The organism is Nocardia sp. NPDC059691, from assembly GCF_042733915.1.
Taxonomy (GTDB): Bacteria; Actinomycetota; Actinomycetes; order Mycobacteriales; family Mycobacteriaceae; genus Nocardia; species Nocardia sichangensis.
The window spans coordinates 319,794-332,118 of record NZ_JBHWFB010000007.1; the positions used below are offsets into that span (position 1 = coordinate 319,794).

A 12,325-nucleotide genomic window follows, 5' to 3' on the forward strand; every position below is an offset into this window, starting at 1 on the left:
CGGCAGGCATGTCGGCGCTCGTGCCGGGCGGTCACGCTGGGTACCGTCGGGTCAGCGGACACTCGAGAGGAGTCGACTGATGGCGACCAGTGCCGACGTGCTGACCGACGCTTACGAGCGGATCAGGGAGGTGGTGCACGAAGCGGTCGACGGACTGGGGGAGGACATCCTCGCTCACCGGATCGATGCGGGGGCCAACTCGATCGCGTGGTTGATCTGGCATCTGACTCGTGTGCAGGACGACCACATCGCGGATGTGGCCGGTATCGAGCAGGTCTGGACCGCCCATGGCTGGTACGACCGCTTCGGGCTACCCATCGACAAGGGCGCGACCGGCTACGGCGACCAGCCCGCCGACGTCGCGGTGGTCCGAGCGCCCGCCGAGTTGCTCACGGGGTATTACGACGCGGTGCACGAACAGACGCTGCGCTTCGTCCGGGGACTGGTGGACGGCGATCTGGACCGCGTCGTGGACACCCGATGGGATCCGCCGGTGACGCTGGGTGTGCGGCTGGTCAGCGTGATCTCGGACGATCTGCAGCATGCGGGCCAAGCGGCGTTTCTGCGCGGCGTGCTGGAACGAAGGAGATAACCGGCACCGGGAAGTCGCCGGCTCTGCGCGGCCCGCGCTGTGACGTAAGTTGATGCCGCGCAAGCCGAATGTTCACAGAGAGTGCCGCCGTGGTCGTGAAGAGTGTTCTGGTCGGTGTCGCCGTGCTCGTTCTCGTGGGAGTCGTCGTGCTCACGGTGGTCGGCGCGCACTGGTATATATGGCGGCGACTCGTGCGGGACACGACCACAGCGGCTTCCCGCGCGCGTCGCGTCGGCACCTCCGTTGCTTTGGCAGGACCCTTGCTGCTGCTGGGCACGACGGTGGCGGAGTTGGCGTCCGCTCCGTTCGCGTTGATCCGGATCATCGCCTGGCCCGGCTACCTGTGGGGCGCGTTGTTCATATACCTGCTGCTCGCGCTGGTGGCCGGCGAGCCGATTCGAGCTTTGGCGCTGCGCTGGTCTGATCGAGGCCGGGTGCCACGCGAACCGAAGACACATGCGAAAACCGGGTTCGCGTCGGAGTCCGTGGCGGGAGCTGGGCTGGGGTCGGGCTCCTCGGCGGGAGCCGTGCCTGTGCAGGAGTCGTTGGTGGGGGCCAGGTCGGAGCTGGAGCTCCCAGCGGGAGCTGGGCTGGGGCCCGAGTCGTTGGCGGGGCCGGAGTCGCTGGCGAGGGCCGGGTCTGAGCTGGAGTTCCCAGCGGGAGCTGGGCTGGGGCCCGAGTCATTGGCGGGGGCGGGGTCTGGGGCGGCGGTCCCGGCGAGAGCCGAGTTGGCGCCGGAGTCGTTGGCGGGGCCCGAGTCTGGGCTGAAGCCGTCAGCGGGAGCTGGGTCAGCGCCGGAGTCGTCGGCTGGAGCTGGGGCTGGGCTGGAGTCGTCGGTTGGGGCTGGGGCTGGGCTGGAGTCGTCGGTTGGGGCTGGGGCTGGGCCGGAGTCGCTGGCGAGGGCCGGGTCTGAGCTGGAGTCTTCAGCGGAAAGCGGTTCCACCTCGGCGAGAACCGTCTCCGCTCCGGAGTCCCCGCGGGGCACGACCGCTCCGGCCGAGTCTCCGCTGACCCGGGTGCCGCGCCGTGTCTTCGTCGCGCGGGTGATGGGTGGCGCCGCCGTCGCCGCGGCCGCGACCACGGTCGGCATCGGCGCCCATGGCGTGCTGGACGGACCCGGTGTGAAGCGGGTCGCCGTGCCGCTGGCGAAGTTGCCGCGCCGAGCGGACGGGTTCCGCATCGCGGTGGTGAGCGACGTGCATCTCGGCCCGATCCTGGGACGCGGCTTCGCCGAACGCGTGGTGCGCACTGTCAACGACACCCGGCCCGACCTCGTCGCGGTCGTCGGCGACCTGGTGGACGGCAGCGTCGAACACCTCCGCTCGGCCGTCGAGCCGCTGGCCGGACTGCGCGCCCGGCACGGTGCGTTCTTCGTGACCGGGAACCACGAGTACTTCTCCGGCGCCGAGCAGTGGGTGGAGCATGTGCAGGAACTCGGCATGCATCTGCTCGCGAACGCTCGCGCCGAGCTGCCCGGATTCGACCTGGCGGGCGTGAACGACGTGCAGGGCGAGCGAACCGGACAGGGCCCGGACTTCGGCAAGGCGCTCGGCGACCGCGACCGCACGCGCACCGCCGTGCTGCTGGCGCACCAGCCCGTGCTGATCGAGGACGCGGTGGCGCACGGCGTCGACCTGCAGCTGTCCGGCCACACCCACGGCGGCCAGCTCTGGCCGGGCAATTACCTTGCGGGCCTGGCGAATCCGACCGTCGCAGGGCTGGAACGGTACGGCGACACCCAGCTGTACGTCTCCCGGGGGGCCGGGGCGTGGGGCCCGCCGGTGCGGGTCGGCGCACCGTCGGACATCACCGTCGTGGAACTCGTGTCGCTCCAGGCTTGAACGCCGAACTCGCGGGTCAGCCGAACAGACCGCCCAGCACACCGCCGCTCTGGCCGGCCTCCTGCCCGCCGCCGGTGCCTCCGACGAAACCGCCCGGCGGCAGCTCCGACGGCTGCACGATGACGAAGCCGCGTCCGGAGAACGACAGCGTCATCCCCTCGCCGGTGCTGCGGCCCATCAGCCTGCCCAGCCCGAACGAATCATTGCGTTTGATGCCGGTCTGCAGGCTCGACGACCACGCCACCGCCGCCTGCGGATCGGCGTAGGTCGGCTGGTCGACGTTGAGCACCACGGGCGTACCGTGCGTGGTGATGGCGATGCGGCCGCGGCCGGTGAAGACGCAGTTGAACAACCCGGCGTTGCTCGCGAATCCGGCGGCGCCCTGCACCATCCGGATGTCGTAGCGCAGGCCGGAATCGAAGGCGAGCACATTGGCGCCGTTGATGGTGAGGCCGTCGGTGCCGTCCAAATCAATGGTGTGCACGTCGGCGGCGCCGTTGGCGACGAACAGGTCGCCGCGCCCGGACACCTTCATCAGCGGAACGCCCTCACCGGTCAACCGCTGCTGGATCGCCCGGCCGATCCCGCCCGCGCCGAGCGCCTGGAAATGCAGATCGCCCTGGTAGGCGACCATCGATCCGGCCCGAGCCATGACCTCGCCGTTGACGGCCACCTTGATCATCTTGCCGCCCTGCTTCTGGATGCCCGCGCCGGTGACTTCGGCGTGGCTGGGGGCGAACAGTTCGCTCTGCATCGGCAGCGCTCCTTGCTGAGGTGAGGGCATCGGTGGTGGCGGCACCGCGGCGGCCGGCGCGGAATAGGCCGGTTGCGGTGGATAGGCGGGCGGGGGCGCGGGCTGGTACGCGGGAGGTGGCGCAGGTTGGTGTGCCGGGGGCGGCGCAGGTCGGTATGCCGGTGCGGGAGCGGGTGACGAGGTCGGCTGGGCCGGTTCATCATCGATGTTCACACCGAAAGCCGTTGCGATACCAGCCAAACCGTTGTCGTACCCCTGGCCGACCGCACGCACTTTCCATCCGCCGCCGCGGCGGTAGATCTCGACGCACACCACAGCGGTCTCGGTGCTCAAGCCCGTCATCGGAAAGGCGAGTGTGCTCGACGAAGACGCGATGGTCGCGCGCAGCGAGCCCGCGGCGGCGAAAGTCGCTGGCCCGCTGCCGTCGAGGCTCGCGGTGACCACGACGCGGTCCACGTCGCTGGGCAGCGCGCCGGTCTGGATGTCCACCACGTCGCCCGCGCCCTGGCCGTGCCGGTAGGTGACGCCCGGGGCGACCGGTTGATTGAAGAACACGAAATCGGCGTCGGAGCGCACGCGCCCCGCCGAGTTCAGCAACAGCGCCGATACGTCGACGGGAGCTGAGCAGGTGACGGTGACCGCCAGCCGGTCGCCGGGCGCGGGGCGGTTCTCACCGCGGGCGAGATCGGTCACGGCAGGCCGTCCGATCCGCGGCGGTGTCGGGTTGACATGCGATTCACGGGCTCCAGTGTGTCGTGCGCCCGCAACCCGCGCCACACGCGTACCCGGAATGGGCGGCCACCAGGCGTTTTCTTGTCACGCAGCCCCATTCGCTCGGGCCGGGCTTGCTGGTCGGATGTGGTACCGGCAACTGCTCGCCGACCGGACCGAACAGTGGCAACAGCGTCGCATGGCGCCCGCGTCGACGTGACCCGGCGCGAGGTCGCCACGGTGCGGGCGGATCGCCATCTGTGCGCGAGCGACGGGGAACGTGTCCGCGCCTTCATCGCGTGACGGGGCAGCGCGCTGTAGTGATCGAGCGGAGGTGCCGAATCCGCCTGGCTGCTATGGCGAATCCCCGTGACCCGGAAGAGCCCGGCCGGGTCTGCCGGGCTCGAGGCTGGTCAGAGGACTTCGGCGTACATGGTGCCGTCGAGGATGCCGAACTCGACCTGTCCGGGGAACAGGGGAAGCGCGCCGGTGGCATGCTTGGTGTGGTTGAGGGCGATAGTTTCGGTGGCCCACCGGTGCAACGGCTCGGGTAGCCGCAGAACCCGGTGGTCGGTGCAGCGGACATAGGGATAGGTGGTCTCGCCCGGCCGGGCGAGCGGGTTGTGGATGTCGAGCGCGGCGATGTCCAGGACCAGGCCGGTCTGCTTGGCGGAGGCGACGGTCGGTGGCTGCAGTTCGATGTCGTCCATGACCGAAGACGGTAGCTCGAAGGATGCCCAATGCGGGTGATTCCCACTGAATGTCCTTTGGATTTCATAGAAAATGGGGGACGGCGAGGTTCATCTATTCGGGTGAACCCCACCGCTACCACCAGCGATCGCGGCACGCTTGGGCGTGCGGTGCCGCGCCGGATGTCCCGGAGCCACCGGGACGGTGACGAGCCTAAGCGACGCTGAAGATTCGCGGAGGCGTTTCCGCGGATTCGGCAGGAGTTGCCGACCGGCCCGCATCCGGGGGCGACCGGTCGGTAACCGCCGTCGGAATGTCCGGTTTCCGGCAGCCCGGCTTACTATGCCAGCGGCGTGAAACAAGCTGTGCGCGTTGCTTATCCGGCACGGCTGCGTGCTGTTCGGTCTATTTCAGGAGGGTGGAAGACGTGCTCTATGTAGTCATCGCGGCCATTGTCGTGACCTTGTTGGCCGTGTCGGCCGTGGCGATGGTGTGGGATCCGCGCCGCCGTGCGGAGTCGGACGAATACGACTACGAGTACGACATGAACGAGGAGGACGCCCTGGCGGACGAGTACGCCCGCCCGCGCAACGTCGAATGGCCGCGCAAGGAGAGCGTCTGATCGGCGGCAACGGCCGCCCGGCAGGCGGTGGCGACCCTGGCGCCCAGCTGAATGTGGCTGGGCGCCATTCCTTTTCGGGGAACTCCGCTCGAAGGCCGGGATCCGGTCACGCCACGGTGAAGTCGCGCCACGACGCGTGCAGTCCCTGCCCGCGCAGCGACGTGCTGCGGCCGTCTTCGATCGGATGCAGGGTGATGATGCCGAAACCGATCTGCACGGTCTCCGGCAACCGTGGTGCGCGCGTGGTGTACACCGGGATGTCGTCGACGTACCAGCCTGCGGTGCCCGCGGCACGGTCGATGGTGACGCTGTAGCGGTGGAACTCGCCGGGTTTGATGTCGACCCCTGCCAAGGGCGCGTGCACGACGTGGGTGAACGCCTCTTCCGCGGGGACGACGCCCGGCACGAACAGCCGCTCGTGAATGGCGTACGCGTGCCTGCTCGTCGCGATGAGGTCGAAGACCTGGGCGCTGCTCATGTCGAGGACGTTGAACGCGGCGAAGCCGTCCCGGTAGTCCTCGCCGGTGACACCGATGTTCTCCGCCGCCAGCTCCACCGCGAAGGTCCGCGGTCCGCCGGTGAGATCGAACGTTTCGGTCGACACCAGCAAATGCTTCGGGTTGTCCAGAATCTGGACCTCGGCGTGGGATCGGGTGAAGGCGTCGATCCGGACCGATACCGCGCCCTCGCCGACCTCGGTGCGGGCGGCCGGGTCGGCGTAGCGCCACGTCTGGTCCGGTCCGAGGGGGACTTCGAGGAAGCGCCACCGGTCTTCGCGTAGATCCGGTCCGCTCAGGTCGTCGTATATCATCGCGGCAGTTACCTTTCAGCCGATTCGTTCGGGGGGATCCGATAGGTCGTCCTCGGTCGCCCGGCGGCGCAGGGGGGTCACGACGCCGTTCGACGATCCGGACTTATAGCCGACGCCGCCGAGCAGCAGACGTTCCTCCGTCAGCCGCGGCCGCAGCGCGGGCCCCATCGGCCACCAGTCGTCGAGTTCGACCAGACCGGGCTCGATCAGTTCCAGATCGCCGAAGTACGAGGCGATCTGCTCCCGGGTGCGGTACCACCCGGAGCCCAGGCCCATTTCGGTGAAACGCCGTTGCAGCTCGATGGCCATCTCGTGCGCCTCGCCGCCGTCGGCGGGATCGTAGAAATGCGTGATCGCGACGTAGGAGCCGGCGGGCAGCGCATCGATGTACTGACGCATGATCCCCGCCGGATCGAGATCGTCGTCGACGTGATGCAGGATGCCGCACAGGATCAGCGCCAGCGGTCGGGTGAGGTCGAGGTGCTGGGTCACCTCGGAGTTCGCCAGCAGGGTTTGCGGGGCGGTCAGATCCGCGGGCACGAAATGGGTGAACTCGTTGCGCTCGAGCAGTACGCGGCCGTGGATGTTGCACACCGGATCGTTGTCGACGTACACCACGCGCGCCGCGGGGTTCTGCTGTTGCGCGATCTCGTGTGTGTTGCCGACGGTGGGCAGACCGGCGCCGATGTCGAGGAATTGGCCGATGCCGACGGTCCCGGCCAGATAGCGCACGACGCGGTGCAGCCAGCGGCGATTCATGCGGGCCACGTCGCTCTGCCGCGGTGCGACTTCGGCGACTCGGTCGCGTACGTAGCGGTCTACTTCGTAGTTGTCCTTGCCACCGAGGGTGGCGTCGTAGACGCGGGCGATGCTCGCGCGTGTCGTGTCCACGCCTACCGGCGCGCGGACACCGGTCTGGGGAGCGGGATCGGACATGGAGACCTCTCTCTAGTTTCCGTCGCCTGGCTCACCAGCCTAGGGACCGCCGAATCGGGGAGCAATCCGTGCGGATGCATTCGGCCAGTGCTGCTTTCGTGAACCCATGGTGGTCTTGCCGAGCGCGACTGGGCATGGGAACCGGTCGGTATTCATCGGTCGCGGGCGACGACTCAGGACGCGCCGGGCCGGTACAGCACCCGTCCGGGCAGCCACCCGCCCTGGACATGCGTCACGCGCCACCAGTCGATGTGCACCTCCACCGCCTCGATGGGCGTGGACAAGAACGGTTCGATCTGTGGCTCCTTCCGTAACAGCGTCCGGAACGTCTCCTCCCGCTCGCTCGCGCCGGTGCGGACACCGGCCGTGCCGAGGCCTTGTGCGAACGGGTTGAGGAATCCGTCGGGGACGACCTTGACTCCGATGCTGGGATTGGCGCGCAAGCAGTCCAACGTCCGTCCGCCCGACTCGAGCACGAGCGTCAAGCGGAACGGATCGCCGTTGAGCTCGGCGAAGAACGCGTTCGAGCACCAGTTCACGCCCGCTTTCGACGTGGCGAGGTCGATGCTGGTGAAGCCGAGGACACCGGTCAGCTTGTCCTGGATGTCCTGATCGGTGATCCGCACGTCGTTCGATGTCATGTCGGGCTCCGTGGTGGGGGACGGGTTCAGGTTTTGCGGCCGACGCCGCCGAGCATGAGACGTTCATCCGGCCACGGCGTGCGCAGCGCTGGGCCGCCGGGCCACCATTCGTGCAGCTCCACCAATCCCGGTGGAACCATCTCCAATCCGTCGAAGAAAGCCTGGATCTCCGCGCGGGTGCGCCAGCGTCCGGTGCCGAGGCCCCCGTCGTGCAGTGCTCGTTCGGCCAGTCTGGCCAGCGCGTGCAGTTGTTCGCTCTCGGCGGCCGGATCGAAGAAGTGGCTGATCATCACATAGGACCCAGGGGCGAGGCGATCGATATACCGCCGCATGATGCCCGCGGGGTCCCGATCGTCGTCGACGTGGTGCAAGGTGCCGCACTGCATCAGCAGCACCGGTCGGGTCAGATCGAGGTAGCCGTTGACCGCGGGGTCGTCGAGCACGTCGTCCGGCCGGGTCAGGTCCAGGTCGAGAAAGTGCGTGCGTTCGTTGGCTTCCAGCAGCTTGCGCCCGCGCGCGGCGCAGATCGGGTCGTTGTCCACGTAGACCACCGCGACCTCGGCGCCGAGTTCCTGGGCGACCTCGTGGGTGTTCTTCTGCGTGGGCAGCCCACTGCCCAGATCGAGAACCTGGTCGACACCCGCCGACCGCGTGACGTACCGGACCACCCGCTCGAGCCAGCGCCGATTCGCGGCGCCGACGTCGTCCTGGTGCGGCACCGCCTTCTTCAAGCGCTGGTACACCTGCCGGTCGGACTCGAACCAGTCCGTCCCGCCGAGGGCATAGTCGTACACCCGCGCGATACTGGGTATCTCCGGGTCCACACCCGCTAGTCGGGTCGATCCCTCTGCCGACGTCATGGCGCTCCTCCTCCGCGTGGCCACCGTCGGGGGCGACTCTACGCACAGCCGTCGCGGCGCGCCGGGGAATCCGGCCCGGATATTGCGTTGGCGCTCTTGCGAATCCATTCGTGCGTATCCGATTCGCGGCGCGCGCTCGCGTCCGGGCCGGCGTTTGCGTGCGGCCGAGTAGGATCGTCAGCCGACGTTCCGACAGCTGTGATGGTGGAGGCACTACGCCGCGCGGTCTAACCCCCGATCGGCCGGAGGCATGCATGACCAACGACGAGGACAGTGGTGACAACGCCGAATTCCCTGCGGCAGAACGTGGTCCGACGGTACTGCGGATCGCGCTCGGCAGCCGGTTGCGTCAGCTGCGCGAGGGCTGCGGAATCAGCAGGGAGGCGGCGGGCGACGCGATCCGTGGATCGCATGCCAAGATCAGCAGGCTGGAGCTGGGCCGGACCGGGTTCAAGGAACGCGATCTGCACGACCTGCTGAACCTCTACGGAGTTGTCGACCCCGCTGAACGCGAAACGTACTTCGAACTGGCTCGGCGGGCCAACGACCCGGGGTGGTGGCAGCACTACAGCGATCTGCTCCCGGCGTGGTTCGAGACCTACATCGGCCTCGAACAGGCCGCCACCACGATCCGCACCTACGAGGCGCAGTTCGTCCCCGGGCTGCTGCAGACCGCCGATTACGCACGGGCGGTGATCCAGCTGGGCAATACCGACGAGACCGAACGCCGCGTCGCCATTCGCATGCGCCGCCAGCAGATCCTCTACCGTGCCGCCGCTCCCACGCTATGGGCTGTCATCGACGAGAACGCGCTGCGCAGGCCGGTCGGCGGAGTGGAGGTGCTGCGCGAGCAGATCGAGCATCTGGTAGCAATGGCCGACCGTCCCAGCATCCGGATCCAGGTGCTGCCGTATGCGGCGGGTGGGCACTCCGCCGCGGGCGGTCCGTTCAGCATCCTCCGGTTTCCCGAGCCCGAGCTGCCCGACATCGTCTACACCGAGCAGCTCACCAGTTCCCTGTATTTCGACAAGCAGCGCGATGTCGAGCTGTACATGTCGGTCATGAACCGGATCAGCGTGGAGGCGCTTTCCCCGGCCGAGAGCGTGCGCTTCCTGCGCGAGCTGCTCACCGAGCCGCAATCGGGCGAATAGGACTGACTCGATCGTTGTTGCCGAGTGCGGTATCCGTGCTCGACGTGTGTGCGCCGGCTCGGCGCGGGAAGTTTGCCAAAAGGGTCGCGGGCGACCGAGGAGTCGCCGCGGCGTGCTGTCGATGGCGGGATGGCGTCGTGCGTTCGGAAACCGGTCGGTCGGCGCGGAGCGGCGGAGAGCGAAGGCTCCGAATCGAATCCTCGCTCCGTGACGTGAAATCCGTTGTCGTCGGCGCGAACTCGGTGAAATGCGATCTGCAGAAGGTAACAGTTCGATATCGCCGAATTGCATCCGATACTGATTTGTTATCGATCAGCCTGCGTTCACCTCGATTTTCGAGGTTTTCGAGACCGGTGGCGCCAATGCACATGCACGCGCGCATGTACGTACCGATGGACGATCACCGATGCGACGCGGCCGCCGTGGTGTGGCAGTATCCCTGTCGAGGTCGGGGTCTGAGGATCGGCTCGGGCACTGGCTGGTTCGGCCACGGCGACCCCAACGCGAGTTGGGGTCGCCGGCGGAGCCGTCGCGAACCGCTCCGATGTCCGGATTGCCGATAGTTCACGGCGTCAGCACGATCCGGATCGGATTGCCCTCCTTGCTTTCCAACGCGTGTACCGCTTTGTCCGCTTCGGACAGGGGGAGCACGGCACTCACCGACTTGGCGAAATCGAGCCGATGCGCGCGGCGCAGGCGCACGAGTTCGAGCACATGGTCGGGCTCGGAGCCGTAATGCCCGCGCAGCTGTTGCTGCCGAAAACTGAAGATGGTGCCGTTGGTGATCGTGATCGGCTTGTCGGTGAGCCCGACCAGCACCAAGCGTCCCTCGTCGGCGAGACATCCGACGGCTTGTTCGCGCACGGGCGCGAAGCCTGCGAAGTCGAACGCGGCATCGAGTCCCGCTCCCGAGGTGGCGGCGTACACCTTTTTCGCCAGTTCCGGGTCGGACGGATCGAGTGCGAGGTCCGCCCCGAATTCGAGCGCGCGCTGCCGGGCGGCGGGCAAGGGATCGACCGCGATGATCGGTGCGGCGCCGATCAGCCGGAGCAACTGCACCCCGTGCGCGCCGAGCCCGCCCACGCCCCACACGCCGGCCGACTCCGCGGCCCGCACTTGACCGGTACGGGTGATGGCGGCCCACGGCGTCGATACCGCGTCGGGGATGAAACAGGCCTGCTCGAACGGTAGGTCGTCGGGAATCGGCACCAGGGTGTCCGCGGTGGCCAGCGCGTATTCCGCCCAGCCGCCGTCGTAGTCCACGCCGCGGGTGTATGTTTTGCCGTCCCGGATCTCGCCCGCCTGCAACAACACCCGGTCGCCCGGCCGGGGACCCTGCACCTCGGGCCCGACGGTGTGCACCGTACCCGCGACCTCGTGCCCGAGGGTGACCGCGTCGCCGGCCAGGTACATCGGCGACAGCACGCCCTCGATGAGGTGGACATCCGACAGGCAGACACCGGCGGCCGCTACCTCGATCAGTACCTGACCCCGGCCCGGGGTCGGCACCGGGACGTCCTCCAGGCGGAACCGATGCCCGTCGGCGGCACGCGGGAACAGTCGTCCAGCAAGCATGTTCAACTCCTCAGCAGGCCGATCGGTTGATGTGCGCCGCGCGTTCCGGGGTGATCGATCAGGGCGTCCATGTGAGGCGGCCGCCCTCGAAGTCCTGGGCTTTCCCGTTCTCGAAGTCGTACTCGTCGCTGGTGGGGTAGCCGTAACGCCCGGCTTCGCCCCCCGCGGCCTCCCAGTTCTCGCGGATGGATCCCCAGACGACATGGGCGCCGGTGCGCGGGGCGTAATAGATGGCGCCGCCGCCGAACAGGTTGTAGCGGCCGTTGCCCGCGCGGGCGGGGGATTCGTCGGTGATGGGGAACCCGAGCGGGCTGCTCTCCCAGCCGAGGGAACCCCACTTGTCGCGGATCACGCCGCCGATCTGATGCGCGGCGGTGCCGAGCGACCAATAGATCGACCCGTTCTGAAAGACGCTGTAGCTTCCCGGCTTCGATGGTGTCGCCACCTCCCGCGCCACGGGGTAGCCGAGCGCTCCGCCCTCGTAACCGAGATTGCCCCATTTGTCGCGGATGGCGCCACCGACCTGACGGGCGCCGGTGTCGGGGTGCCAGTAGATGGACGAGCCGCGCTCGAACGCTTGGTAGCGGCCGCCGCGCGCGGCGGAGTCCTCGGGTGTGACGGGGTCGCCGAAAAACGCGGGCCCACCGGCCTCGTCGTACTCCGCTTCGATCGCCCCGCCCACGTCGTAGGGGCCGATCGGGCGCGCCGCCGCATCGGGGAGGATGCCTGCGAGCAGGATGCCGAGCGCGGCGACGATGGCGAGCGCGCCGCGGGCGCGCGAGTGGTTCGGGCGACGGTGCCGTGCCAAAGTGAACTCCTGTGCATCTCGGGTGGGTGCGGGATGGAGCTGAAGCTTTCGGTCGGCGTGCGGAGATCAAGTTACCTCGCCGGGTCGCGATGCGGAGCGATACGAGGTACTCGAATGCCCTGGTGTCGTGCGGTGCGGTGGTCGGCGGCCATCCAACTCGTCTTGGGCTCCGAACAACTGGCGGTGCTACCGTGCCCACGGTCGCGCCTTCTCGGATACGGTGCCGCCGGGGCAGGGTGCTCGCACCCAGGCCCGGCGGGGTGACGAAACCAAAAATGTTGCGGGGCAGGCGTAACTGAGGTTAGAGCGGTGGGCGGTACGAGCCAGCGGGGC

At 68.4% G+C, this 12,325-nt stretch carries 12 protein-coding genes; 4 read left to right on the forward strand and 8 right to left on the reverse strand.

The window, feature by feature from the left end:
- Positions 1–79 precede the first annotated feature (79 nt).
- Together ACFV2O_RS18250 and ACFV2O_RS18255 are read left to right on the forward strand one after the other, a co-directional pair.
- A complete protein-coding gene (locus ACFV2O_RS18250) occupies positions 80–592 on the forward strand; it encodes a DUF664 domain-containing protein (RefSeq protein ID WP_379252806.1) in 513 nt (170 codons plus the stop codon).
- A 1,016-nt stretch (positions 593–1,608) separates the two neighbouring features.
- Positions 1,609–2,433: a metallophosphoesterase gene (locus tag ACFV2O_RS18255; protein WP_379252807.1), complete on the forward strand. Its 825-nt coding sequence runs from the start codon at positions 1,609–1,611 to the stop codon at positions 2,431–2,433.
- Between the two features lie 16 nt (positions 2,434–2,449).
- On the opposite strand, the gene ACFV2O_RS18260 is transcribed toward ACFV2O_RS18255, so the two are convergent.
- Positions 2,450–3,880 carry an AIM24 family protein gene (locus tag ACFV2O_RS18260; protein WP_379252808.1) on the reverse strand — a complete coding sequence of 477 codons (1,431 nt, stop codon included), beginning with the start codon at positions 3,878–3,880 and terminating at the stop codon, positions 2,450–2,452.
- Positions 3,881–4,311: 431 nt separating this feature from the next.
- Positions 4,312–4,608: a hypothetical protein gene (locus ACFV2O_RS18265; protein WP_379252809.1), complete on the reverse strand. Its 297-nt coding sequence runs from the start codon at positions 4,606–4,608 to the stop codon at positions 4,312–4,314.
- A gap of 407 nt (positions 4,609–5,015) precedes the next feature.
- Here ACFV2O_RS18265 and ACFV2O_RS18270 point away from each other — a divergent pair, with 407 nt between their 5' ends.
- Entirely contained in the window at positions 5,016–5,210 is a 195-nt protein-coding gene (locus ACFV2O_RS18270) for a hypothetical protein (RefSeq protein WP_356965312.1), read from the forward strand.
- 106 nt (positions 5,211–5,316) lie between these two features.
- Here ACFV2O_RS18270 and ACFV2O_RS18275 read toward each other — a convergent pair whose 3' ends face one another.
- The 4 genes from ACFV2O_RS18275 to ACFV2O_RS18290 all read right to left on the reverse strand — a co-directional run bounded on the left by ACFV2O_RS18275 (position 5,317) and on the right by ACFV2O_RS18290 (position 8,458).
- On the reverse strand, positions 5,317–6,021 hold the full coding sequence (locus tag ACFV2O_RS18275) for a DUF6081 family protein (protein WP_356965311.1): 705 nt from the start codon (positions 6,019–6,021) through the stop codon (positions 5,317–5,319).
- 15 nt (positions 6,022–6,036) lie between these two features.
- Positions 6,037–6,957, reverse strand: a complete 921-nt coding sequence (locus tag ACFV2O_RS18280; RefSeq protein WP_356965310.1) for an SAM-dependent methyltransferase — start codon at positions 6,955–6,957, stop codon at positions 6,037–6,039.
- A gap of 173 nt (positions 6,958–7,130) precedes the next feature.
- Complete coding sequence (locus ACFV2O_RS18285; RefSeq protein ID WP_379252810.1) at positions 7,131–7,598, reverse strand: hypothetical protein; 468 nt, start codon at positions 7,596–7,598, stop codon at positions 7,131–7,133.
- A gap of 26 nt (positions 7,599–7,624) precedes the next feature.
- On the reverse strand, positions 7,625–8,458 hold the full coding sequence (locus ACFV2O_RS18290) for an SAM-dependent methyltransferase (RefSeq protein WP_355080513.1): 834 nt from the start codon (positions 8,456–8,458) through the stop codon (positions 7,625–7,627).
- 254 nt (positions 8,459–8,712) lie between these two features.
- Between ACFV2O_RS18290 and ACFV2O_RS18295 the strand changes: the two genes are divergently transcribed.
- Positions 8,713–9,609 carry a helix-turn-helix domain-containing protein gene (locus ACFV2O_RS18295; RefSeq protein ID WP_379252811.1) on the forward strand — a complete coding sequence of 299 codons (897 nt, stop codon included), beginning with the start codon at positions 8,713–8,715 and terminating at the stop codon, positions 9,607–9,609.
- Positions 9,610–10,173: 564 nt separating this feature from the next.
- On the opposite strand, the gene ACFV2O_RS18300 is transcribed toward ACFV2O_RS18295, so the two are convergent.
- Together ACFV2O_RS18300 and ACFV2O_RS18305 are read right to left on the reverse strand one after the other, a co-directional pair.
- Complete coding sequence (locus ACFV2O_RS18300) at positions 10,174–11,184, reverse strand: zinc-binding dehydrogenase (RefSeq protein WP_379252812.1); 1,011 nt, start codon at positions 11,182–11,184, stop codon at positions 10,174–10,176.
- A 58-nt stretch (positions 11,185–11,242) separates the two neighbouring features.
- Positions 11,243–11,992, reverse strand: a complete 750-nt coding sequence (locus ACFV2O_RS18305; protein WP_379252813.1) for an LGFP repeat-containing protein — start codon at positions 11,990–11,992, stop codon at positions 11,243–11,245.
- Positions 11,993–12,325: the final 333 nt, after the last annotated feature.